Raw genomic sequence first — 23,712 nt, 5'->3', positions numbered from 1 at the left:
TTCATTCTCCGCCTTTTAACCATTTTCTTTGATTGATATTGCTGATGAAATAAATTAGAAGCGAACTCCCAATGATTCCTGCTGATACCTTCCAAGTCATCTCGTCTCCAATATGGAAGCCGACAAGAAAGCCAACAATTCCAATCGCTCCCATTAAGAAAGACTGCTTCTTTTGGTTTTCGTATTTAGTAAAATATTGTTCTTTTTTCATAAGTGCTTGTTTTTGCTCAAGGTATCGATTCGGTGCCTCTAGTAAATCCGTAATAGAATGAAAGATTTGAAAAACCGGCTGTGAATGAATCCATTTTAATACCAGTTTCCATTTGCTTTGTTTGCTTGAATTAAGCCAATCGATGAAAGCAGGTTTTGCCACATCAAGTAATTCTTGGTCCGGCTTAATATTTTTTAACATCCCGTCAATCGTCACAAACGAGCGCCCCAAGAAGATAAATCGGGTAGGAACCTGGATTGGTAACGATCTAATAATTTCATTCAGGTCTTTTTTTACCTGAAACAGATCCATCTCCTTCAACTGACTGATATCAAAAGAAAATGCCTCTTTTAAGAGTGGTGATATTGCCTTTTGGTTAGCACTTGGCAGGAAGAACCCCAAATCTATTAAGACCTTAACCATCATCCGATAATTTTTTGCTAAAATGGCCTGAATTAGTTCCTGAAAATTCAATGCGTCTTTTTTTGAAATTTCCCCAACCATCCCAAAGTCCAATAGAATGATGGTTCCATCTGATTTCACCAGGCAATTCCCGGCATGCGGGTCTGCATGAAAGATTCCTGGCTCCATCCATTGGGGAATAAAAATCCGAAATAACCGCTGAGCTAACTCTTCTCGGTTAATAGAATGGCGTTCTAAAAACTCTACATCCGTTATTCTGGTCCCTTCTATCCACTCCATTACCAATACTTGAGAGGTTGAAAGATTTGGAAATGTTTTTGGGATGGAAAGCCCCTGAAAAGACTGGAAGCGATGCCGAAAATGGTTGACGGTATCCATTTCCTTTTTGAAATCAACCTCTCTTTCAATGACCGTTTTTAATTCTTGAAATAACATTTTAAAATTAATGAATCCCTTTGGTACCGGCGCAAAATGGTCGGCAAACCAAATGATAATTGATAATGCCCGGAAATCAGTCACCATAATCGATTTTATGGTCGGCCGTTGAACTTTAACAGCCACTTCAGTTCCGTCTTTTAGTTTACCGCGGTAAACCTCCCCAATTGAGGCCGAAGCAACCGCCTTTGGGCCAATACATTGCATGAAGTATTCAATAGGTCCTCCCCACTCTTTTTCAATGACCATTTTTATTTCTTCCCACCGCGAAGGCGGCACCTGGTCCACCAAGTCCTGAATTTGACCTATAAAACTATTGGGCAACAGATCTGCACGGATGCTTAAAAATTGCCCCACTTTTATTAACAGTCCCTCTAAATCAAATAGCAGTTGTCGAAACTCTTGTCCAATTCGGCCCCAAAGCTTTTCTCGCTCGGACTCCGATTTTTTAAGTAATTTATACCAATATACTCTTAGAAAAACAGACAGAGCAAAAGACAATATCCTCCACATCCGTTGCGATTTATAAGTATATTTCATTAGATAATCTCCCCTTGGTTAAACAGCTACAATTTTTATTATAGACTTTTCCGTTACAACTGGAAATATTTTGTCCTTTTGGACGTAATTAGGAATATTACATCACATCGGTGAGAAGCTATTTTTGATACACTATGTCAGGGGGTTAGACTTTAATGGATAAAGAGTTGTCATATGGAAGTGATTACAAATTTATTCCGGCCACGTCGATTGCCAGCGGAGTCGGGATTCAAGTGTTGCCGGATATTTATTCTCATACCATCCAAATCGTTAATATATGTTTTGTCGGGAATCCAGAAAATAACGAGTATGTTCTGGTGGATGCCGGGATGCCTGAGTGTGCAGATGACATTATTGCTGTCGCGGAGGAGCGATTTGGCTCAGGCAGCAAGCCGAAAGCGATTATTTTGACCCATGGACATTTCGATCATGTCGGGGCGATTATAGAGCTTGTGAATCATTGGCAGGTTCCGGTGTATGCGCATGAGATGGAGCTGCCATTTCTAACAGGTCAACAGAGCTATCCGGAACCGGACGCTTCTGTTGAAGGCGGCATGGTCGCAAAGATATCACCTATGTTTCCGAATGAGCCGATTAACCTTGGGGATCATGTAGAAAAATTGCCGGCTGATGGCAGTGTTCCTTTTATGGACGGTTTTCGCTGGATTCATACCCCGGGGCATGCACCCGGACATGTTTCCTTTTTTAGAGATTCTGACAGGGCTTTGATTGCCGGGGATGCCTTTGTTAATGTCAAACAGGATGCTTTATATAAGGTAGTAACACAAGAGGAAGAAATCAACGGTCCTCCACGGTATTTGACGACTGATTGGCAGGCAGCATGGGAGTCGGTTAAAAAGCTTTCTGATTTGAATCCATCTGTCGCAGTGACCGGACATGGGGCCCCAGCAGCTGGGGAAACGTTATCTAACGGACTTCGGAGACTGGTTAACGAGTTTGATACGTTGGCAATTCCGGATTACGGGAAGTATGTGGATGGCGGGTTGCAGTGAGTTTTTTTATAGGACTTGGCTAGTCGAGACGGCAGGTGTTAAATCTCGGGTCTTTTGATGGAATTTGGCCAATCGCGGATATATTCGTTCAAATCACAAAAAAGGATTGCCGCGCCCTAAACACGGCAATCCTTCTTTATTCATCAAACCATAATTTTGCAGATATTATTCGTAAACTCTACCGGATCCTCTATCGGCAGACCCTCAATTAACAAGGCTTGGTTATACAACAGATGTGTATAGAGCGCAAGCTTGTCTTTATCGGAAGAGAACGCCTCTTTCAACGCGGCATACACCTCGTGATTGACGTTGATTTCCAGTACCTTTTCAGCCTTAATGTTTTGGTTGTTCGGCATGGCATTCAAGATTTTTTCCATTTCAATCGAAACATCGCCCTCAGCGGCCAAACAAACTGGATGTGATTTCAACCGCTTAGAAACGCGGACATCCTTCACTTTCCCTTCCAAAATACCCTTCATAGAAGCGAACAATTCCTTATTATCCTGCTCTTCGGAAGCTGTTTCCTGCTCCTTCTCATCTGCATCAAATCCTAAGTCACCACTGGAAACAGACTTGAATTCTTTCTCCTTGTAATTCATTAGCATTCTGATAGCAAATTCGTCAATCTCGTCGGTGAAATAAAGAATTTCGTAGCCTTTATCCGCCACCAGCTCCGTCTGCGGCAGCTTTTCAATTCGCTCATTGGAAGCCCCGGTCGCATAGAAAATGTATTTTTGATCTTCTGGCATTCTCGAAATATACTCATCTAATGTTACCAGCTTTTTCTCTTTGGAAGAATAGAACATTAACAAATCCTGCAATTCTTCTTTATGTGAGCCGTAATCACTGTAGACTCCGTATTTTAACTGGCGGCCGAAGGCTTGATAAAACTGCTCATATTTCTCCCGGTCGTTTTTCAACAAGCTTAATAATTCACTCTTAATTTTCTTGTTGATATTTTTTGCAATCAGCTTTAATTGGCGGTCGTGCTGCAGCAACTCACGAGAAATGTTAAGCGATAAATCCTCGGAGTCGACCATCCCTTTCACAAAGCTGAAATAGTCCGGCAGCAGGTCCCCACACTTGTTCATAATTAACACACCGCTTGAATAAAGCTCGAGGCCCTTTTCATATTCAGCCGAGTAATAGTCGAACGGAATATTTTCCGGGATGTATAGAATTGCATTATAGCGGATGGCACCATCCACGCTGATATGAATATGTTTCAGCGGTTTATCGAAGCCGTAGCGTTTTTCTGAGTAGAAATTATTATAGTCATCATCAGTCAGTTCATTTTTATTTTTACGCCAAATTGGCACCATACTATTAATGGTCTGCTCTTCTTTGTATTCTTCATATTCCGTTTCGCTTCCATCTTTTAGCCTGCTCCCAGAAACATCCATTTTAATTGGGTAGCGGATGAAATCGGAGTATTTCTTAATAATCGCTTTTAAGCGGTATTCCTCAAGAAATTCATCATAGTTTTCGTCTTCAGTATTTTCCTTGATTTTCAATATGATCTCGGTGCCGACAGTATCTTTTTCCGTCGGGGCAATGGTGTAGCCTTCTGCACCGGTTGATTCCCATTTATAGGCTTCATTGCTGCCTAGAGCCTTGCTGATCACGGTAACGACATCAGCAACCATGAAGGCGGAATAAAAACCAACACCAAATTGGCCAATAATGTCATAACCATCCTTCAACTCATTTTCAGATTTGAAAGCCAGTGAGCCGCTTTTGGCAATAGTGCCAAGGTTGTTTTCCAACTCTTCCTTGGTCATCCCCATTCCGGTATCCAAGATTCGCAGTGTGCGATTTGCCTTGTCGGCGATCACCTTTATGTAGTAATTGTCACTGTCAAAGGTTAAAGAATCATCACTTAACGCCTTGTAATAAATTTTGTCAATCGCATCGCTCGCATTAGAGATTAGCTCGCGCAGGAAGATTTCACGATGCGTATAAATCGAATGGATCATCATGTCCAATAATCGTTTCGATTCAGCCTTGAATTGTTTTGTTTCCATACCGTATCTCTCCTTCCATTTTTTACCTATTCATCATAATGGTCGAAAGTCTGTCAATCAACCCATTAGCACTCTCACACAAAGAGTGCTAACCCACTATTTTAATATCATATTATTCCGTTTATTGTCAATAAAAAAAGCGAACAGTGCTTAAACCATTCGCCCTGATATTATATTGGCAGTCTTACCCTGATCGTTGTTCCAGTTTTCCCACTCGAAATCTTAATAGTTCCCTTATGGTTCTCAACAATTTGCATGCTAATCATGAGTCCCAGCCCTGTCCCATTTTCTTTCGTTGTAAAAAAGGGCTGGCCAATTCTTTCGAGATGTTTCTTTGGTATGCCGCAGCCTTGGTCAATGAAGCAAATTTCTAGCTGCTCTCCCTTGATTTTTTGCACCTCGATTGTGATTCTTCCGCCTTTTGGCATCGCCTCAACGGAATTTTTCAAGAAATTGATAAACATCTGTTTAAGTTGGTTTTCATCACAATATACCTCAGGGATCTCCGTTAAATATTCAATTGTCATTTCGATATTATTTAAGATGGCCTGGGTATCGATTAATGCTTTCACATGCTCAAGGATATTTGTTATGTCCCGTTTATTAAATTTCATTGCCTGCGGCTTTGAAAGCAATAGTAATTCACTGAGAATTAATTCAATTCGGTTCACTTCGGAACTAATAATACCGAGATAACCCGGATTGTATTTATGGTCTGCCTCCATTAATTGAATAAAGCCCTTAATAGCTGTTAGAGGATTTCTGATTTCATGGGCAATTCCAGCGGCAAGCTGCCCGGCAACGGACAACTTTTCAGATTGGACCAGCAATTTTTGCGTCCGTTTCTTTTCCATAATATCTCGAATAATAATATGACGGGCAGGTTCATTTTGATAAATGGCAGGGATCGCTTTTATTTCCACTTCTATTTTAGTCCCATCCTTGCGGACAAGCTCCACCTCGACAAACTCTACCGCTGCTCCGCTTTCTACATCCTTGACACGTTTTTTTATTAAATCAATATAGGCAGAATCCAAGAAATCAAATGCATTTTTACCAATGATGTCCTGTTTATCCTCTGCTCCGATTAATTTCACTGCTGTATCGTTTGCGAATAGTATCTGCTCACCTTTTGCGATAACGACAGCATCTGGAGAATGTTCGACGATATCCCGATAAATATTTTCCCGGTGCTGAATATCTTCCAGGACCTTTTTCCTTCTTTGTTTTATTTCTGTGATATCCTTGGCGACGCCATATAGACCGACTATTTCCCCTTTAATGACAATGGGATAATAGGTTATGTTTAAATCTTTCAGTTCCCCGCTTTGATGAACGATCTGGCAGTCAAAATTTTGCAGCTTGCCCTCAAGTGATTGGTAGAACATCGTTATGGCCCGTTCCAAATGCTCCAATTTTACAACTTTCATATAGGATAGCTTGGAAAATTGCTCTGAATCGTAGCCAAATATCTGCTCACATGCCGGATTTAGCGACAGGAACTGGCCATCCAGGTCCATGGCATAAATCGCATCGGAATCACACGCGAATAAAGGGTGGTAGCTGTTTAAACTTTCCCTTATGTAAATTTCCAACATTAACCGCTTTTCTTTTTTAATATTGACGATAGAACTTTGCATAACGATTTAAAGTTCCTTTCTTTATACTTAAAGAAGCCAAATTAGAAATAGTGCATTTTCTCTACTTCCGATTCGGCTCGTTTCAAAGGGCGACTGTATTCATAGTTCAAACTTACCAGACTCAAAGCAGAATTAACTCTATTCTATCTATATCATAAGGTAATTTTAATGGTAATTCTTTTATTATTCAATATATATAATCATATTTACATATTTTCGGAGGTTGGGAAAAATCCTTGAGAGTCCAAGAAAAACAATGCTTTATCAAAATAATCTTACATATTCTTTTTTATTTGTTCATAAAATGGACAAGGAAAGCTAGTCCCGGGGGCGAGAAATGTGGATACTTTTTTGATCAGCGATGAATAGAAAGCTATTAATATATTCTTGTTTGTTTTTCGGTGCCATCTTACAAGGCATGTCCATGTCCCTATTTTTATTTCCCCATTCGATTCCCTCCGGTGGGGCAGCAGGTTTAGCCATTTTAATGAATCATTGGTTTGGTTTATCACTCGGATTTTCCTTATGGCTGGCCAATATCGTGTTCCTGCTTTTTGCGTTAAAATATTTTGGCTATACCTGGACCTTCCGTACGATACTTTCTGTAGCGACCACTTCTACTGTTGTTAGTATCATTACGACAAAAGTTCCCCATTCCCATATTCATATGTGGTTTGATATGATTGGCGGAAGCATATTCTTTGGTATTGGCGTCGGGTTGTTGATCCGCGCCGGAGCTTCAAGCGGCGGCATGGTCATCCCTGCCTTAATGATTGCTTCTTATAAAAATTGGAGTCCGGGCAAAGTTATGATGGGAATTAACCTACTGATTTTCCTGTTAACTGCAGCGGTAATTGATTATAAAATCGTGTTATACGCAGTAATTTGTCAATTTTTCTCCACCAATATTATCGATTTTATTTATACATTAAGATTCCAAAGACTGCTATTTCTTTCGGCCAATTGGCGGAGACGATAAGAAGGAGACCCTTTAAAGGATCTCCATTATTTTTAAATAGGTTACTATCTTCTCCACACACTGTTGGATATTTAATTGATCTGTTGCAATCGTGATTTCCGGACTGATTGGAACTTCATATGGTGAGGATATTCCGGTAAACTCAGGAATTTCCCCTGTTCTCGCCTTTTTATATAATCCCTTTGGGTCCCTGTCCTCACAAACCCCGATGGGACAGTGCAGAAATACTTCAATAAACTCTCCGGTCTGGAACAGATTTCGGACAATTTCCCGGTCACTCCGGAACGGGGATATGAATGCGGAAGAAACAATCTGGCCGCTGTCCACAAACAGTTTTGCCACCTCGCCAATCCGGCGAATGTTTTCCCTTCTGTCCTCCACCCCAAAACTTAAATCCTTGTTTAGTCCGTGGCGAATATTATCCCCATCCAACACATAGCTTTTGCAGCCTTGTTGAAACAAAGCATGATCCACAGCGTTTGCCAAAGTGGATTTTCCCGAACCTGACAACCCGGTAAACCAAAGGACACAGCTTTTATGGCCATTTACAACATGCCGGTCATTTTTTGTAACCGTTGCATGGTGCCACGTGATATGCTTACTTTTCCCCATTTCCTACACCTTCTAAGTTATAGACTTCCTGCATTCCCTGAATCAGAATTTGTACGACCTCTGGACGGCTAAATTCTTTTGGCGGCTGTTCACCGTTTTTCAGCATCCCTCTTACTTTTGTTCCGGATAAAATCACATGGAATTGCTGTTCATGCGGGCAGGTTTTTTCGGAAGCCATGTTTTCGCATTTTTTACAATAAAAGCTGTTTTCGAAGAATAACGGCTTAATACCAAGCTCTTCCTCGGAAAAATGGGAGAAGATCTTCTGTGCATCGTATGTGCCATAGTAATTCCCGACACCGGCATGGTCTCTTCCGACGATAAAATGGGTACAGCCAAAGTTTTTCCTAACCATTGCATGGAAGATCGCTTCACGAGGTCCGGCATAACGCATCGCTGCTGGAAACACCGATAGGAACACACGGTCTTTTGGATAATAATTCTCCAGCAGTACTTGATAGCTTTTCATCCGGATTTCGCCTGGAATATCATCAGCCTTTGTTTCTCCTACAAGAGGATTGAGAAATAAGCCATCTACCGTTTCTAATGCTGATTTTTGAATATATTCATGGGCTCGATGCACAGGATTTCGGGTTTGGAAGCCCACTACTGTTTTCCACCCAAAAGAATGGAACTTCTCTCTGGTCTCGACAGGATCCAAATGATATTCTTCAAACTGACCCTTTTGTGGTCTGGCTACCAAAGTAACCGGGCCGGCAAGGTAGGTTTCCGGACGTTGGAAGAGCTTTTTCACACCCGGATGGGCTAAATCCGTGGTTTTGTACACGTTCTGTGCTTCTGTCATTTTATCCGGGGTAAAAACTTCCGTGATTTCCATTACACCATAAATCCTACCGTTATAAGTAAGGTTAACAGTTTCACCAATACATATTTCCTTTGCCTTGTTCTCATGAACTGCCAAGGTTATTGGCAATGACCATGGCAGTTCGGATGTCAGCCTCATCCTATGCACAACTGAGTCATAATCAGCCCTTCCCATAAAGCCTTCCAGCGGGCTATAGGCACCGTTTGCAATTAACTCCAAATCGCTTAATTCTAATAAATCCAGTTCCACGCACTGAAGTGAATAATTTAAAGAATGGTTAAGATTGATTCGATTGATTAATTTCCCGCCATGGGGAATACTTATACTCACCGGTTTTCCCTCCCCAATTGTTTTCCTCTATTGTTGATGAAGTCCGCATTCTGTTTTTGAAAGCCCCGCCCATCTGCCTGCACGCATATCTTCCGAATCCTTCACAGGAAGCGTACATGGCGCACAGCCGATACTTGGATAACCCTTGTCATGTAATGGGTTATAGGGCAATCTGTTCAATTCGATATAGGTCAAAATTTCATCCCATGTCCAATGAATCAGCGGGCAAATCTTGATATTATGAAATTTATCATCCTTATTGATGTATTGAGTGTTGCTTCTAGTGATGGATTGCTCGCGTCTTAGTCCTGAGATCCAGGCGTTGACACCAGATAATGCTTCCTTTAGGGGGTCAACTTTTCTTAGCTGGCAGCAAAGGTTGGGATTTTCCTTCCAAAGCTCACTGCCATATTTCTCAAATTGTTCTGTTAACGAAAGCTTCGGTTTTACCATTCTAAACTGCAGTGTGGGATAGCGAGTTTTTACCTGTTCAATTAACTCATATGTCTCGACAAAATGAAGTCCGGTATCAAGGAAGATAATTTGGGCCTGTTTGTTTACCTTTGAGATTAAATCAATTAACACAATTCCCTCAGCACCAAAGCTGCAAGCATAGACAATCTCCTCGCCGTATTCGCGATATGCCCACTTTAAAACATCAAAATAGTCCTTCTGAGCATCGATAATAGCAGTTGCTTTTTGTTCATCCCAGTTATCATACAAAAGGGTTCCGGTCATTCCCACTCCCCCATTCCAATGTGACGCAGGAGTTATTCTCCAACACCATTTTATTCATCCTGTTAATGTGACCATGCTCCGCATAGGAAATTATCGCCCTAATCCAAGAACCGTGTCCAAACACTAAAATGTTCTGATAATGCCGATATTTTTTTAAAAATAAGCGTATTCTATTTTCAAAATCGACTAGGCTCTCACCAAGAACCAAGTCCAGCGGGTTATCAATCCATTCTTCTCCGTATGCCTGAACCAGTTTCCCCTTGGGGTGCCCTTCAAATCGACCGAAATCCAATTCATCTAATAACCCATCGGTTTCAACTTCAAACCCGTATGCAGCAGCGGTTTGATGCGTTCGTTTTAGACTGCTTGCCAGCACTACATCAAATGGGGCAAGGTCATCTAATATGCACTTATTTTCTTCGATGCCCTGCTTAAATTCTGCAGTGATCGGGGAAATATCAATATCCCGCCGCCCCTGGAGCTTTCGTTGTTTGTTCCACTGGGTTGGCAAATGTCGTATCAAGGTAATTTGCATGTTTGGTCCTCCAAATAAAATGTTTCACTTCTTAAGCCGCAGCGCTGGGCTTCGAGCAGTAAAACATCCGCAAGTTTGACATTTCCAAGGTTAACATTAGGACCTAGTTCCCGGATAAAATACATTTGATGTTTTGCACTCGGCGCTTCAAAAATAATTTTATTTTGGTCCAAATCCGTTACCAATTCACGTATTAAGTCAGATTTAACAGAGCCGCATTTTTCATAAATTCCTGCCGTTCCGGAATCACGCCCTTCAGTTATGACATATTCGCAGCCTGCCTCAAGCAACCTCATAATTTCTTCCCGCCACTCACATATATCCATTTCCTTTTCAGTATCTTTTGACCCAACCTCAGCAATCACATTAAAGTCGTTCTTTAACTGGGTGATTAAATCCAGTCGCTGTGCTAATGGAATATCAAGTGTGCCGTTTGAAACCTCGACCCATTCAATCCCAAGATTTTTTAAATAAGCAATGTATTCAGGGATTTTATTCTGGTAATAACATTTTTCAAATAATGTGCCACCGCAATATGGCTTAATTTGAAACTCTTTATAAAGATCCACTTTTTTCTTTAAGTTCGGTGTTACATAAGCAGAGCCAATACCAATTTTGGCAATGTCGATGATATGGCTGTAATCGGCCAAAATATTTCGCAATTCACCCATTGGCGTTCCAAAATCCGCTATTGAGGTCAAGCCATAAGTGCGGTTCCCCTGTGTCCGGACTGGAAGTGATAAAAAATCCATAGGCAGAGCTCCTCCTTTTTTTTCTAGGATAGATTATTCAAAAAATGGGTGAATGTGTAGATTATAGGCCTATTCATCAGAAATTAGGCATTAGCCTTGAATAATCTTTAGTCCCGTTTCAAACACTAAAATAGCTTATTCTAACGATAGGGGTGCACTCTGTTGCCAAAGCCAAAACATAAAGGGTTGACCATCACTGCAATTGGTTCAATCCCGTTAATATTAGTGTTGGGTAACTCGATGTTAATTCCGATCCTTCCGAAAATGAAATCGGAATTGGGTATTTCCCAATTTCAAGTTAGTTTAGTCATTTCCGTTTTTTCCATTGCAGCGGCTATCTCGATACCTGTGTTAGGCTATTTTTCGGACCGTTTTTCACGAAAGGCCGTGATTATTCCGGCGCTTATTCTTTACGGGAGCGGCGGTCTTTTAGCCGGTGCGGCGGCGGCCTGGTTTAACAATTCCTATACGTGGATACTTGCCGGACGGATTGCACAAGGGATTGGTGCCGCAGGAACAGCACCCATTGCGATGGCCTTGACTGGTGATTTATTTAAAGGTGGAGAACAAAGTAAGGTACTTGGCTTGGTGGAAGCATCCAATGGGTTTGGTAAGGTAATCAGCCCAATTATCGGTTCGCTGCTGGCGCTATTGTTCTGGTATGCAGCCTTTTTTGCTTTTCCAATCTTTTGCCTCCTCTCGGTTCTGTTAACCATCTTTTTTATCAAAGAAAAAAAAGCGAAAAAAGAACCGCCTCCTGTTGGCAAGTATGTAAAAGGGCTCGTATCAGTATTTAAAACAGAAGGCCGCTGGCTGTTTGCTGCCTATTTAACCGGGGCTGTCTGTTTATTTACCCTGTTTGGGATTTTGTTTTACATTTCCGATATTCTCGAAAAAGATCATCAAATCGACGGGGTTTTAAAAGGAGCCATATTGGCGATTCCGCTATTATTTATGACTACGACCTCTTACATTACGGGGAGTAAAATCGGCAAAAAAATGAAACTGATGAAATCCTTGATTATTTTGGGCTTGCTGCTAATGACAACATCTTTTGCATCGTTGATTTTCTTTAAAAACTTGGTGCCGTTTTTCTCGGTACTAGTCGTCAGCAGTATCGGGACAGGACTTGTCCTGCCGTGTATTAACAGTTTTATTACAGGGTCTGTTCCAACGGACAGAAGAGGTTTCGTCACCTCTTTGTACGGTTCCGTCCGCTTCCTGGGCGTGGCCATCGGTCCGCCGCTTTTTAGTAAATTAATGGATTGGTCCCGTTCTGGAATGTTCTTAACAACAGCCGGGTTAACCCTGTTTTGCGCTCTACTATGTATGGTCCTGATTCATGTCGCCAAGAAAGAACCTTCGAAGGAAAAAGAAACTGATACACTATTTGAAAAATTGCAGTTTACGTAAGGGAGCTGAAACGTTTGCAAATTTACTTCTCACCTGAAGTGGTTACGCCCGAATTTCAGGTATTAAATGTCGTGGATTCCGACAACAAAGCAGTAGGTAACGTAGCCTTCTTATTCGATGAAAAGAAGCTGTATGTTTATGGGATATTAGAAGAAGAAGGTGTTGGGCTCGATTTTAAAGACCTGGTCACTCCTTATATAAAAGGTATGGCTAAAGCAAAACCAGGGGTAGATGTTTTCTCCTGTTTATATGTCGGTTGTAAAAAGATCAAGCTAAATGAGGAAGAAGTGGAAAAATAACTTTAGGAGGGACAACTGTCCCTTCTTTTTTATTTAATAAATTGGGCTGACACGGCATTTAACTACTTCATATTTTATTGGTGAAATGTAGTTTAAAGATATTGGAGTGTGTGCCTATGAGCATTGGTATCATTGTCATGGGGCTATTCATTGGTTTTATGGTTGGGTTGACCGGAGTCGGAGGAGCGGCGCTATTAACACCTATTTTAATTTTATTGGGCATCAGTCCCTCTATTGCTGTTGGAACAGACTTGTTTTATAACTCGATAACCAAACTTTTCGGTTCAATCCAGCATTGGCGGCAAAAGACCATTGATCTTGGGCTAGTCAAATACCTGGCAATCGGCAGTATTCCTAGTGCCCTTTTGGCTGTAGGAATACTCCATGTATTTGATTCATTCTTTCATAATCAGGAGCAAATTATCAAGCATGCCTTGGGATATGTGCTGATCTTGGTAGCCATTGCTACACTGGTGAGGACGTTTATGAAAAAAAAGCTTGAGTGGAATCCAATGCAATTAAAGTCCCTAAAGGAAAAACGGACATTAACGATTAGCATCGGGGCCATTTTAGGTTTTATCGTCGGGATGACATCGATCGGTTCGGGTTCTTTGTTTGCCCTGGCGATGCTATATCTTTACAGGATGAGCCCCTCTCAACTGGTAGGAACAGACATTGCTCATGCCTTTCTATTGGTTACTGCTGCCGGAGTCATGCATGCAGGCATCGGCAATGTCGATTACTTATTAACAATTAATTTGCTAACAGGGTCGATTCCCGGCGTGCTGCTCGGCAGTACCTTATCTTCAAAATTACCGGCAAAACCGCTTAGAACCGTAATGGCCTTAATGATTTTGTTTAGCGGGTTAAAATTAATCTAGCACCATGCTAAAAAACACGGTAAATAAAACCGTGTTTTTTATTTGGGAAATGAATGTAAGTAATCAAGAGGGGTTAACAGACCTCTCAGTCTCGTCACGTTTGCGTGCACTTCTCCTAACAATTAGAAACAAAAGGATGAGTAGAACTTCCAATCCGAGTCCGAGAGAAGTCCATGAGTAAAAAGAAAAATGAGTATGCTCCATACTATTTTTAAATAATAGCAGCGACAGGTAGCCCAACATTATCGAGATGGGAAACAAAAATTTATTGGTATTGGATTTATAGAAAAAACCAAGACAATAATTAATGGCATACAGCATGTAAGCCAATTTTGCAAATATAGCAGGTATCCATACCGACACTAAAACAAGATCGAGTCTGTCCAAAAAATCAGTGATGTTAATTTGTTGGATTAGAATGTAAGTAGGATACGTTGTTTCTTTCACAATATTTGTACCTAAAACCATGATTTGCAGGAATAGAATGATGAAAACTAGCAGAAATCCTAGTGCAGTCCCGCTAATGACAGCCTTTCTCGCTTCTTTAAGGGGATTCACACTGCCGACGATAATCAGGAATAGAACCATCTCACCCAGCCAAGAAAATGTAAAATATGCTGACTTAATCACATCTAATACGTTGGATAATCTGGGAAGCGGTTTTAAATTTCCTGGCTGCCACTCATTTAATAAATCCAAGGGCAATGATAGGACGATCACCATTAAAATAAAAAAGTGAAGTGCATTTATCCTTGATATGACCTCTAAGCCGGCCATACTGATGTAAACGATAATAAAAATGGACAAAATCATTAATATATCCAATGGTGTACTCGGCAATAACACGGAAGCAATAAAATCCAACGTGGCCCGCAGGTCCCCTAAAAAGGCCAGTAACACAAAGAAAAAGAAGACGAGGATAAAGATTTTCTCCACCCCCCTGCTTTTCTTTCCAATCGCAAACAAATCCGTAATACTTTCTAAATTCTTTCTTTTCCCAAACAGCAAATAGACAATCAGCCAAAAAACAGGAAACAATATTACCGGAACGAGCCAAGCATTTTGGCCGCCAACATGAACAATGATTTGAGGCAGACTGATGACAAAAGCTGAGAATATAAAATTGGCCACTAATAATATTAACTGTAGATTAGATATTCTTTGGGTCATATATTCACAACCATTCTTGAAAGTCTGCCAAACGTATTATTCATCAAGGATGTGACACTGTGAAGCGAAATATTGAGTCCGGTCAGGATGGAGAGGCCAATTGCCGCAGCAATTAATAGATACACCCATTTGCGCTCTTTTTTTTCGACGATTTTGGCTTTCCATACAACGAATAGATAGATGAAAAGTGACAGCCAAACAGCTGCTAGACCTTGGTACATTTCGTCACCCCTTCTCGATCTTTCCTGAGTTCATCCTTCTCTGAATATCAGCATCGACGTTAACCTTTACCTTTAATTCCGGCAGGATCTTTTCCCAATCATTCTTCCACTCTTTTTCCCACCTCTGGTATCGGTTTTTATATAAATACCAGCCAAAACCATAAAAATCGATGCCCTGCGATTGGGAATGTTGTAAAATTTGATTAATATTCGTTGTTATTTCCTCTTCCATTTTACGAATAATCATATAATAGGTCTTAGGATCTTCTATTCTTAAGTTTGGCTCGTTCTCAAGCATGGTTCCGGTTGCTCTGACCTTTAATTCAAACACAGGTTTTCCTTTATCAATGTGAAAATCAGTTTTGACCTGATTATCAATAATTTGCAGAGTAATTTCCTTATTTTTCATCGTGGAAAAGGTGAAGGTTTTCTTTTTCATTTTTCCAAGAAGCCAAAGAACCCCTTGTGTCTCCGTTTCATTCGTGAAAAAGGAAAGCTTATCATCTTTTAATAATCCAAATTGTCTCATGACCACTTCCTTGCCCTTTTCATCTTTTTTAAGTGTGCCGGTTGTCGTTATAACGGGGACGAGTGGGTCTTTTCCGGGCCGTTGCAGATCCTGAAGAACATCCATTACTGTCCGATTCGAACTAGCCTTGGCCATTTCTCTGATGGCTTCCGCTGAAAATTGTTCCATTCTAGGCTGTGCCCCTAGCAGTTTTACTGCATCGCCTCTTGATACCGCAAGAAAGGTTGACAATCTTGACTGCGGTTGCATGAAAACAGCACGAACTACCTCTGAAATTCCATCCTTCGCCAAATCCTCTCCGATAATGATGACCCTGCGATGGGCAAAAAATAACTGTCTTGATAATCTAATTTGGATGTCCTCCATCCCTTCCCGGATGTTTTTACCGGTTCCTTGGGTAATTAAAACAGGTCCATCTCCACTTGTTCCGCCGCCGCCTCCGCTAGACCCGGCTCCCCCCAGGGAACTCGGGAGGGGAATTTGAACAGAAAATCGGTAAGTATTGTTTTCTCCTTTATCAACACCTGATGCAACCACATAGGCATTATCGTTTATTTCTTTACGGTCCCAACAACCAGTTAACAAAACGGAGACACAAGGCAGTATCAACAGCAAACGTAATTTTCTCATGATGAACCCCCTTCCTCTCCAACTTTTGGAGGTGATGGCATGAGGTTATCCCCTTGTCTTGTTATATCTTCTTTAACCAGTTGACTTGGTCTCCGATCCATGGCCCACCATGGCACTCTTACAAGAACGTCTTTTAATGACTTAAATGAGAGAGGAGCGAGAGGCCAAAAGTAAGGTATACCGAAGGAACGCAATTTGCAAAGGTGAGTTAATACAACAAGGGTTCCAAGCGCAACACCGAATAACCCAAACATTCCGCCCAAAATCATTAACGGAAATCGAAGCATCCGGATTGACATTGACATGTTGTAGCGCGGAATGGTGAAGGAAGCAATCCCTGTAATGGAAACGACGATAACCGTAGGCGCCGATACAATTCCAGCCTCAACTGCAGCTGAACCAATGACGAGTGCTCCCAATATCCCAACGGCCTGCCCGACTACCTGTGGCAGTCGTACCCCCGCTTCCCGTAATGCTTCAAATGAAACTTCCATAATCAAAGCCTCAACGAACATCGGGAACGGAATGGCCTCCCTGCTCGCTGCGATACTAAACAGTAAAGAGGTGGGGATCATCTCCTGATGATACGTAGTAACCGCCACGTAGATTCCTGGCAACGTCATAGCAATGAATAGAAAAAACACCCTGAGCAGCCTTAAAAATGTGTATATATGAAAACGGCTGTAATAATCTTCACTTGACTGGAAAAACTGCCAAAACGTTGCCGGGAGTATTAACACAAATGGAGTCCCATCTACGATAATCGCTACTCTTCCTTCAAGTAGATTAGCCGCTACTGTATCTGGCCGTTCTGTATTTTGCACTTGCGGAAACGTACTCCACGGGCTGTCCTCAATAAACTCCTCAATGTAGCCGCTTTCCAATATCCCGTCAATTTTGATTCGATCAAGCCGCGACAACACTTCATCGACCAGTTCAGGTGCTGCTAAACCTTCGACATACAGAATAGCAATCCCTGTTTTGGTTTCCTCGCCAATGTCCTTGGATAAAATTTTCAATCGGTTTGATCGGATTTTGTGGCGGACTAAGGCTGTATTCGCACGTAGGGTTTCGGTAAACCCCTCCCTCGGTCCACGTATAACCGATTCCGTAGTTGGCTCGGATACTCCCCTGCGGTTCCCGCCTTTTGCATCAAAGATAATACCCTTGGTAACACCATCGACTAATAGAACACTATTTCCTTTCAGGACGTTACTAACAACCTCATCCAATTTGGGTGTTTCGTCTACGGAACTAATGGAAACGACTCTTTCTTTTATGATATCAGCGGTAATTCTTTCGCTTTCCAATTCCTCAATTAATTGACGGATGCCATGCATCTCAATTGATAAAGAATCAATGAAACCATCCACAAACAATAAGTAGGCTTTAGTCTTTCCGGCAAGAAACGGCCGGAAAACAATGTCAGAACAGTCTTTGAACAACTCCTCTAAAATCTTAATATTGTCTTCTACATCTCTCTGTATTTCTTGATTCGTTTCGTCGCTTTTCACTGTTGTTTGCTTTTCCTTAAAGCCGATTCTTTTAAATTTTTTCATTGCATAAACCCCAAGTTTTATTTTTTAATCTGAGGAATCCCTGCCACAAATGCCTTTTTTTACTTTAACCCGCAAATAGAAAATTATGCCTTTTGGGAGGGAGTTTGTTAGACTCTCAAAACTTTTCGCAAATCTTGTCCTGCCATTAGGGAAGCCATCATATAATGTGACAGAACTATTTTTACGGAGGGTACATATGTTTATATTTATTGAAAAAGTGGTATTGGGGATGGCCTTATTAAGAATACTTTCCGGAAGCATCGAAATATTTGCCGCGTTTTTAATGTTAAAATTTAATTCCATCGAAAAGGCCCTCATTGTAAACAGTTCACTGGCACTCGTCGGGCCGGTTATTTTGATTTTGACAACAACAATCGGGGTTCTTGGGCTCGTAGGCGGAAATATATCAGTAGTAAAAATTTTATGGATCTTTCTTGGGGTTAGCTGTATTTTGATTGGGGTGAAGTGGTAAAGGGAAGGTTCCTAGTGTATGAGGACAGTTTCGCAGGGATTTGTTTTAAGATTGTCCTCATGAGCTTGGCATGAGGACAGTTTGCTTCGGTTTTGCTTCGGATTTGTTTCGCATTTGTCCCCATGAGCCCTTCATGAAGACAGTTTGCTTCGGATTTGTTTCAGATTTGACCTCATAGCTTATTATTGGAGAACAAATTTTCAAATTTTTCTCTGATTTGGTAGTCAATCAGCCTCATTGGCTACCCATCTCAGCCTTTTTCCTCTGACTCGGTCGCCAATTAACCTTATTGGCTACCCATCTCAGCTTTTTTCCTCCGACTTGGTCGCCAATCAGCCTTATTGGCTACCCATCTCAGCCTTTTTCCTCCGACTCGGTCGACAATCAGCCTTATTGGCTACCCATCTCAGCCTTTTTCCTCCGACTCGGTCGCCAATTAGCCTTATTAGCTACCCATCTCAGCTTTTTTCCTCCGACCCGGTCGCCAATTAACCTTATTAGCTACCCATCTCAGCTTTTTTCCTCCGACTCGGTCGCCAATTAACCTTATTGGCGACAATCCAGTCTTATTTCCCATAACTCGGTCGCCAATCAACATAATTAGCGACCGCATCACTAAACATTTCTTTATTTGAATCGTCAATATGAATTACCCTCGCCGAAATCCTTCCTCCACTAGAAACACTTCCGCTTCCTCATATGTATCAAAAGTTTCCTCAAGGTTTAAACCAAAATATATATTCCAAATATCGTCTTCGTTAATTAGCAGGAGAACCTCATTTTCTTCATTCACCCACCGCTCTTCTTGGTTATCTCCAATAATCGCAGCTTCCTCGACTGGTATTTCTTCGGCGGACAAGCTGAGAATAGACTCCCGGAGTACCTTTTTTAACTCATCAGCAGAAAAGTCACGGATGTTGACCATTCCCTTCCCATCTGTCTCGTAACCTGACAGCCTTCCTGCATAAACAAATCCATTACCGTTCGGGTGCAAATGATATACAACATTTTTCTTTTCATAAACACTTTCGTTAAATTGGAAATTCACCCTGCCGAGTGACACGTCTACTCGTTCAAGTTCCGGAAAAGATTCAATGATTGCAAGTTTTTCTTCAAAAGTCAGCATAATAGCCTCCAAATTTTATTTTTCACATTATTTTATCACAAAAATAAACCGGGCATCCGTTCATATATAGTAGAATCGTGTCATTTACCCTTGGACATGCCTTCTAGACTCTAGTGGAATTCAGCAAAAAAAGGGTACAAACCTAGGGCCTGTCTTATCTAAAACTCATATAGATATTGTACAACCTGACAAGAGGGATAGATGGAAGGGGGGGACAGCAGCGGAGTCAACCATTTGAGAGGCCATGCCATAACAGGTATTCACCCAGAAGTAACAACTAGATGAAAGGAGATTATTATGGTTCATTTAACCGTTTGGATAACCATTCTAACCTTTTTGGTTACCCTCGGATTCATATTGTGGCGACCCAAAAATATCAATGAAGCTATTCCCGCTACACTGGGATTACTACTACTGAAATGGCTGATCCCTTATCCACCGGACACAGCGCCCGACAATTCAATTACCATAAATGGGATGGAGAGATGACCAAATGCCTTGTCAAAAAGAATAATCCACCCTGTTGGCAGACGAGGATGGATTACTCAGTCATTATTTAAATAATCTTGAACCGTGGTTCCCTGACCACGGTTTTTTCTGGTGGACTTCTTAGTGCTAATTTATGCGACGTGATTTAAATTGGTTCTAACCCGATTGTTATTTTTCAGTGGCAACTTTTCTATTTATGATGCCATTAAAAGCGTTGGCTTTCCAATAGGCCAGCCCCATCGCGCCTAGCAGCAAAATGCCGGTTGTCGCAAAAACGCTTTGTACCGGAAAAACACCCCCGATAAATCCGCCAATCATCGGACCGACCATACCGCCGATTTGGTTAGCCGTTTGGTTTAAACTGAAAGCCCTGCCGCGGAAATCGGCAGCAGTCGATTTTACAACCATTCCATTTAATGATGGGAAAACCGCACAGAAAAAGGCGCCATAGATAAAGCGGATGATGGAAAATCCCCAAATGCTGCCAAAAATAATCTGTGCCAAGGTGCCAATCCCGCCACCCAATAGACCAATCACCAAGACCCGATGAAATCCGACTTTGTCGGCCCATTTACCCCAGAAAGGAGCAAATATGGCACTGGCAATTCCAGGGAGCGAGAAAACAACTCCGGCAACTAAGGAAGCCTTCTCAGCGGAGCCGCCCAATTCCACAATGTACAGAGGAAGAACTGGTTCAATCGTCATGACCGACCCTGCAGTGACAATCGTTAACAGAAGAACCAACATAAACGGCTTATTAATCCAGGCAATTTTCAAATCGTCCATGACTGAACCACGATCCTTGCTCGGTGTGAAGCTTTCCTCTTTAACAAAGAATATAATCAGAAGCGTTGAGATGAATACGATAATTCCGGCACTGGCAAATGCCGGGCGATTTCCGACGAGATGTGAAACCATCCCACCAAGCAGCGGTCCGATAATTCCTCCTGAAGCGGACGCCGTTGATATCATCGACAACGCATACCCTACTTTATCATTTGGAGTATTGGTCCCAATCAAGGCGATCGCCCCAGGTATAAATCCAGTTAACAGGCCTTGTGAAATCCTTAATACCAACAACTGATAGGGATTGGTTACAAAAGCGGTTAAGGTATAAATAAGAAATAGAAAGATACCCGCCCGAATAATCATTGGTTTCCGGCCATATCGATCGGCTACCTTCCCCCAAAACGGCGATGCTACCGCTCCTGCAAAGAATGCTGCACTAAATAATAAACCGGACCACATTTCGATATGTTCATGCACACCAATCTGCGGCAGGAATATCGGCAAAAATGGGATTACCATTGAAAAACTTGCCGAAGTAAAAAAGACACCAATCCAAAGAACCAATAAATTTCGTTTCCACACTAACATATCATTCCATCTCCAAGACGTACGGCTACATACAAATTTAATAGCTCCATACTAGCACACTTTAATTTTATTTTCATTCCCGAAATATCGGAGTATTGAAATATTTATAGTACTTTACCTGCCCCCTCTAAATTCCTTAATGAAAAAGACTCGGAGGTTTTCCCCGAGTCTACTTTAAATTGCAGCTTACAGATGTTAATCTTTCAGACACATCTTGACAATCGTTTTTACTGATTTTGATTCCATAATAGCAACAATAATGTGTATTTAATCAGCAAGTCATAAATCTGCCTAGGAATCAAATAGTAGTTAAAGATCATTGATGACGATATAAGATGCCTTTACTGGACCATGAACACCAACAACAAGATTTAATTCGATATCGGCGGAATTACTTGGTCCTGTAATGAAATTAATGCACGAGGCAACATGACCAGTTTGTTGATGGAGGTCCCTCATTTTTTGGGCAGCCTGTGTGATTCTTGGTACAAGTGAGCTTTTTGGAATGAGAGCAATATAGGATGCTGGTAAAAAGCTCACGCTTCTGCCTTTATTTTCATTACTAAATAGCACCACTGTGCCTGATTCAGCCAGGGTTATTTCGCTAATTGTAATGCCGACATTAGCATTTTCTGCCTTTGCGATATTTTCTTGGCCTTTGTTGTTGTCCCATTCATAGTACTCAATGCCTGCCTGCGGCCATTCTGTTTTCATCAAGACTTCAAGCCCCCATTGTGCGAATCGCTCATCCCGCCAAGCAACAATTGGACCGCCGCCGTAACTAGACACGACTTCGTTAAGGAGTGATGGCAATTCCTTCAGGTCTGATTTATAAAGAGTCGTATGAATTTTTTTGCATTGTTCTCGCAGTACTTCAAACAAATCATCTACTGTGGCATCTTGTAAAACTTCATCCTGCGGGCGAAATTTCCAAGTTGGCATTTCAACTGGAGTGGACTTGCGCGGACGCCCGAGTTGTCGTGCAATTTCACTTAAAAATGCTTCTCGATTTTGGATAGTTCCAGTCAAATCACTCGCCCCCTTTCTCACGGTTGTTAAACCAGTCTCTGAATCTCTCTTTGTTTGGTGCCGGAAACTCGCGAATTTCTGTCCAGGCCTTTAAAGGTCCTGGTCCTTTGGAAATCTTGTCCCCGACAGTAAATGGATTCATCGCGGCGGGGGCAATTTTTGAACCGAGTTTATATAAGAGCGGAGATGCCGCACCCAACCCAAATGCCTTCATCGCCAATTTCTCCGATATTGGTGCCTTTCCTTCTTTTTCAACGATATTTTCCCGATGTTTATGAAGCAGGTTATGAAGCGGAATTTTCACCGGACAAACTTCGGTGCAGGCTCCGCACAGTGTAGAGGCATACGGCAACTCTTTAAATTCGTCATATCCGCCTAACAAAGGTGAAAGCACTGCTCCGATTGGGCCGGAATAAATTGAACCATATGAGTGACCGCCGACATGGCGATAAACCGGACAAACATTAACGCAGGCCGCACAGCGAATACATTGCAGGACGGACTGGAATTCGCCGCCAAGAATATCGGACCGGCCATTGTCAACTATCACAAGATGGAATTCCTCAGGACCGTCCACATCATGTTCTTCTTTTGGTCCTGTTAAAACCGTAATATAGCTGGTTAGTTTTTGTCCGACAGCACTTCTAGTTAATAGTGAAACGAGGACTTCCATTTCCTCAAATGTCGGTACAATCCGTTCCATGCCCATAACCGTTATCTGCGTTTTTGGAAGAGCCGTAACTAAATCGGCGTTTCCTTCATTCGTAACCAAGGTAATCGAACCAGTCTCGGCAACCGCAAAATTACACCCAGTAATTCCAATGTCCGCTGTTAGATACTCCTGGCGAAGCATCTCACGGGCATGCCAAGCCAATTCTTCAGGTTTTGATGTTTTTGTATAACCAAGTTTTTCAGTAAATACGTCGCGAATTTGCTCTTTATTTTTATGAAGAGCCGGTACGACAATATGGGATGGCGGATCATGATCATCTATTTGCAGTATGTATTCACCAAGGTCTGTTTCAATCACCTGACAGCCGTCTTGTTCCAAAGTAGCATTTAAGCTGATTTCTTCTGTTACCATCGATTTTGATTTGACAATCTTTTTTGCATTTTTCTCCCTGACGACTCCGCGAATATATTCATTTGCTTCCTGTTTTGTTTGGGCAAAGTACACATGCCCACCCCGCTTGGCAACATTATCACTCAATTGCTCCAAATAGTAATCTAAATTCTCAAGCACATGCTGGCGAATCTCTTCTCCGTGCGAGCGCCAGTCCTCCCAGTTTCCAAGTTCATCTGCTGCTACACGCCGCTTAACACCCATACCATCCTGAGCACTGGATACGGCCCCCCGCATAAAGTCGTCATGTATCCCTTTATCGACTCGTTCCTTAAATTGCTCATTGCCAATTTTCATAGCCATTTTCTATTCCCTCCATTCCTTTTCTTTTTGAAA

The 23,712-nt window shown here is 41.7% G+C and carries 22 protein-coding genes; 6 read left to right on the top strand and 16 right to left on the bottom strand.

The genetic code is table 11. The features are described 5' to 3' along the window. Position 1 precedes the first annotated feature (1 nt). Complete coding sequence (locus tag ACZ43M_RS10935; protein ID WP_464507433.1) at positions 2–1,609, bottom strand: ABC1 kinase family protein; 1,608 nt, start codon at positions 1,607–1,609, stop codon at positions 2–4. 155 nt (positions 1,610–1,764) lie between these two features. Between ACZ43M_RS10935 and ACZ43M_RS10930 the strand changes: the two genes are divergently transcribed. Beyond that, on the top strand, positions 1,765–2,622 hold the full coding sequence (locus ACZ43M_RS10930) for an MBL fold metallo-hydrolase (protein WP_464507432.1): 858 nt from the start codon (positions 1,765–1,767) through the stop codon (positions 2,620–2,622). Between the two features lie 143 nt (positions 2,623–2,765). Here the strand turns inward: ACZ43M_RS10930 and htpG are convergent, their stop codons facing one another. Then, complete coding sequence (gene htpG / locus ACZ43M_RS10925; protein ID WP_464507431.1) at positions 2,766–4,646, bottom strand: molecular chaperone HtpG; 1,881 nt, start codon at positions 4,644–4,646, stop codon at positions 2,766–2,768. A 170-nt stretch (positions 4,647–4,816) separates the two neighbouring features. After that, positions 4,817–6,286, bottom strand: a complete 1,470-nt coding sequence (locus tag ACZ43M_RS10920) for a PAS domain S-box protein (protein ID WP_464507430.1) — start codon at positions 6,284–6,286, stop codon at positions 4,817–4,819. A 424-nt stretch (positions 6,287–6,710) separates the two neighbouring features. Between ACZ43M_RS10920 and ACZ43M_RS10915 the strand changes: the two genes are divergently transcribed. Then, positions 6,711–7,265, top strand: a complete 555-nt coding sequence (locus ACZ43M_RS10915) for a YitT family protein (protein ID WP_464507429.1) — start codon at positions 6,711–6,713, stop codon at positions 7,263–7,265. A 12-nt stretch (positions 7,266–7,277) separates the two neighbouring features. Here ACZ43M_RS10915 and cysC read toward each other — a convergent pair whose 3' ends face one another. Genes cysC through ACZ43M_RS10890 form a run of 5 tightly spaced genes read right to left on the bottom strand, consistent with a single transcriptional unit; the run spans position 7,278 to position 11,058 of the window. Beyond that, on the bottom strand, positions 7,278–7,877 hold the full coding sequence (cysC, locus tag ACZ43M_RS10910; RefSeq protein WP_464507428.1) for an adenylyl-sulfate kinase: 600 nt from the start codon (positions 7,875–7,877) through the stop codon (positions 7,278–7,280). Further along, a complete protein-coding gene (gene sat, locus ACZ43M_RS10905) occupies positions 7,864–9,033 on the bottom strand; it encodes a sulfate adenylyltransferase (RefSeq protein ID WP_464507427.1) in 1,170 nt (389 codons plus the stop codon). Before sat ends, cysC begins: the two co-directional genes overlap by 14 nt. 27 nt (positions 9,034–9,060) lie before the next feature. Beyond that, entirely contained in the window at positions 9,061–9,771 is a 711-nt protein-coding gene (locus ACZ43M_RS10900) for a phosphoadenylyl-sulfate reductase (RefSeq protein WP_464507426.1), read from the bottom strand. Next, positions 9,749–10,306 carry a histidine phosphatase family protein gene (locus ACZ43M_RS10895; RefSeq protein ID WP_464507425.1) on the bottom strand — a complete coding sequence of 186 codons (558 nt, stop codon included), beginning with the start codon at positions 10,304–10,306 and terminating at the stop codon, positions 9,749–9,751. Before ACZ43M_RS10895 ends, ACZ43M_RS10900 begins: the two co-directional genes overlap by 23 nt. Continuing rightward, positions 10,291–11,058 carry a phosphosulfolactate synthase gene (locus ACZ43M_RS10890; protein ID WP_464507424.1) on the bottom strand — a complete coding sequence of 256 codons (768 nt, stop codon included), beginning with the start codon at positions 11,056–11,058 and terminating at the stop codon, positions 10,291–10,293. The genes ACZ43M_RS10895 and ACZ43M_RS10890 overlap by 16 nt, the downstream gene beginning before the upstream one ends. A 162-nt stretch (positions 11,059–11,220) precedes the next feature. Here ACZ43M_RS10890 and ACZ43M_RS10885 point away from each other — a divergent pair, with 162 nt between their 5' ends. The 3 genes from ACZ43M_RS10885 (at position 11,221) to ACZ43M_RS10875 (ending at position 13,651) form a co-directional block, all read left to right on the top strand. Further along, positions 11,221–12,471 carry an MFS transporter gene (locus tag ACZ43M_RS10885; RefSeq protein ID WP_464507423.1) on the top strand — a complete coding sequence of 417 codons (1,251 nt, stop codon included), beginning with the start codon at positions 11,221–11,223 and terminating at the stop codon, positions 12,469–12,471. Between the two features lie 14 nt (positions 12,472–12,485). Continuing rightward, on the top strand, positions 12,486–12,770 hold the full coding sequence (locus ACZ43M_RS10880) for a hypothetical protein (RefSeq protein WP_464507422.1): 285 nt from the start codon (positions 12,486–12,488) through the stop codon (positions 12,768–12,770). Between the two features lie 116 nt (positions 12,771–12,886). Then, positions 12,887–13,651: a sulfite exporter TauE/SafE family protein gene (locus tag ACZ43M_RS10875; RefSeq protein ID WP_464507421.1), complete on the top strand. Its 765-nt coding sequence runs from the start codon at positions 12,887–12,889 to the stop codon at positions 13,649–13,651. Between the two features lie 63 nt (positions 13,652–13,714). Here ACZ43M_RS10875 and ACZ43M_RS10870 read toward each other — a convergent pair whose 3' ends face one another. From ACZ43M_RS10870 to ACZ43M_RS10855, 4 genes are read right to left on the bottom strand one after another with little or no spacing between them, the layout of a single operon-like run. After that, complete coding sequence (locus ACZ43M_RS10870; RefSeq protein ID WP_464507420.1) at positions 13,715–14,821, bottom strand: GerAB/ArcD/ProY family transporter; 1,107 nt, start codon at positions 14,819–14,821, stop codon at positions 13,715–13,717. Then, a complete protein-coding gene (locus tag ACZ43M_RS10865; RefSeq protein ID WP_464507419.1) occupies positions 14,818–15,042 on the bottom strand; it encodes a hypothetical protein in 225 nt (74 codons plus the stop codon). Before ACZ43M_RS10865 ends, ACZ43M_RS10870 begins: the two co-directional genes overlap by 4 nt. A gap of 4 nt (positions 15,043–15,046) precedes the next feature. Further along, a complete protein-coding gene (locus ACZ43M_RS10860) occupies positions 15,047–16,201 on the bottom strand; it encodes a Ger(x)C family spore germination protein (protein WP_464507418.1) in 1,155 nt (384 codons plus the stop codon). After that, the gene (locus ACZ43M_RS10855) at positions 16,198–17,760 is read right to left on the bottom strand and encodes a spore germination protein (protein ID WP_464507417.1); all 1,563 of its coding nucleotides are present in this window, start codon (positions 17,758–17,760) and stop codon (positions 16,198–16,200) included. The genes ACZ43M_RS10860 and ACZ43M_RS10855 overlap by 4 nt, the downstream gene beginning before the upstream one ends. A gap of 196 nt (positions 17,761–17,956) precedes the next feature. Here ACZ43M_RS10855 and ACZ43M_RS10850 point away from each other — a divergent pair, with 196 nt between their 5' ends. Next, positions 17,957–18,232 (top strand): YqhV family protein, encoded by a 276-nt coding sequence (locus tag ACZ43M_RS10850; RefSeq protein ID WP_464507416.1) that lies wholly within the window; start codon positions 17,957–17,959, stop codon positions 18,230–18,232. 649 nt (positions 18,233–18,881) lie between these two features. Here the strand turns inward: ACZ43M_RS10850 and ACZ43M_RS10845 are convergent. The 4 genes from ACZ43M_RS10845 to ACZ43M_RS10830 all read right to left on the bottom strand — a co-directional run bounded on the left by ACZ43M_RS10845 (position 18,882) and on the right by ACZ43M_RS10830 (position 23,679). Continuing rightward, entirely contained in the window at positions 18,882–19,358 is a 477-nt protein-coding gene (locus ACZ43M_RS10845; protein WP_464507415.1) for a hypothetical protein, read from the bottom strand. A gap of 657 nt (positions 19,359–20,015) precedes the next feature. Further along, entirely contained in the window at positions 20,016–21,224 is a 1,209-nt protein-coding gene (locus ACZ43M_RS10840; protein ID WP_464507414.1) for an MFS transporter, read from the bottom strand. Positions 21,225–21,533: 309 nt separating this feature from the next. Continuing rightward, complete coding sequence (locus ACZ43M_RS10835; protein ID WP_464507413.1) at positions 21,534–22,253, bottom strand: LutC/YkgG family protein; 720 nt, start codon at positions 22,251–22,253, stop codon at positions 21,534–21,536. 1 nt (position 22,254) lies between these two features. Further along, complete coding sequence (locus ACZ43M_RS10830; protein WP_464507412.1) at positions 22,255–23,679, bottom strand: LutB/LldF family L-lactate oxidation iron-sulfur protein; 1,425 nt, start codon at positions 23,677–23,679, stop codon at positions 22,255–22,257. Positions 23,680–23,712 lie beyond the last annotated feature (33 nt).

The organism is Neobacillus sp. B24 (genome assembly GCF_055381825.1).
Note: the sequence above shows the minus strand (reverse complement) of the source record. Positions and strands in the feature narration are given on the sequence as shown.

Excerpts from the sequence above, each read along its gene's own strand:
- ACZ43M_RS10930 (WP_464507432.1), top strand. The coding sequence starts at position 1,765 with ATGGATAAAGAGTTGTCATATGGAAGTGATTACAAATTTATTCCGGCC.
- ACZ43M_RS10900 (WP_464507426.1), bottom strand. The coding sequence starts at position 9,771 with ATGACCGGAACCCTTTTGTATGATAACTGGGATGAACAAAAAGCAACT.
- ACZ43M_RS10875 (WP_464507421.1), top strand. The coding sequence starts at position 12,887 with ATGAGCATTGGTATCATTGTCATGGGGCTATTCATTGGTTTTATGGTT.
- ACZ43M_RS10840 (WP_464507414.1), bottom strand. The coding sequence starts at position 21,224 with ATGTTAGTGTGGAAACGAAATTTATTGGTTCTTTGGATTGGTGTCTTT.
- ACZ43M_RS10915 (WP_464507429.1), top strand. The coding sequence starts at position 6,711 with ATGTCCCTATTTTTATTTCCCCATTCGATTCCCTCCGGTGGGGCAGCA.
- ACZ43M_RS10865 (WP_464507419.1), bottom strand. The coding sequence starts at position 15,042 with ATGTACCAAGGTCTAGCAGCTGTTTGGCTGTCACTTTTCATCTATCTA.
- ACZ43M_RS10850 (WP_464507416.1), top strand. The coding sequence starts at position 17,957 with ATGTTTATATTTATTGAAAAAGTGGTATTGGGGATGGCCTTATTAAGA.
- ACZ43M_RS10895 (WP_464507425.1), bottom strand. The coding sequence starts at position 10,306 with ATGCAAATTACCTTGATACGACATTTGCCAACCCAGTGGAACAAACAA.
- cysC (WP_464507428.1), bottom strand. The coding sequence starts at position 7,877 with ATGGGGAAAAGTAAGCATATCACGTGGCACCATGCAACGGTTACAAAA.
- ACZ43M_RS10870 (WP_464507420.1), bottom strand. The coding sequence starts at position 14,821 with ATGACCCAAAGAATATCTAATCTACAGTTAATATTATTAGTGGCCAAT.
- ACZ43M_RS10860 (WP_464507418.1), bottom strand. The coding sequence starts at position 16,201 with ATGAGAAAATTACGTTTGCTGTTGATACTGCCTTGTGTCTCCGTTTTG.
- ACZ43M_RS10920 (WP_464507430.1), bottom strand. The coding sequence starts at position 6,286 with ATGCAAAGTTCTATCGTCAATATTAAAAAAGAAAAGCGGTTAATGTTG.
- ACZ43M_RS10855 (WP_464507417.1), bottom strand. The coding sequence starts at position 17,760 with ATGAAAAAATTTAAAAGAATCGGCTTTAAGGAAAAGCAAACAACAGTG.
- ACZ43M_RS10845 (WP_464507415.1), bottom strand. The coding sequence starts at position 19,358 with ATGCTGACTTTTGAAGAAAAACTTGCAATCATTGAATCTTTTCCGGAA.
- ACZ43M_RS10890 (WP_464507424.1), bottom strand. The coding sequence starts at position 11,058 with ATGGATTTTTTATCACTTCCAGTCCGGACACAGGGGAACCGCACTTAT.
- ACZ43M_RS10830 (WP_464507412.1), bottom strand. The coding sequence starts at position 23,679 with ATGGCTATGAAAATTGGCAATGAGCAATTTAAGGAACGAGTCGATAAA.
- htpG (WP_464507431.1), bottom strand. The coding sequence starts at position 4,646 with ATGGAAACAAAACAATTCAAGGCTGAATCGAAACGATTATTGGACATG.
- ACZ43M_RS10935 (WP_464507433.1), bottom strand. The coding sequence starts at position 1,609 with ATGAAATATACTTATAAATCGCAACGGATGTGGAGGATATTGTCTTTT.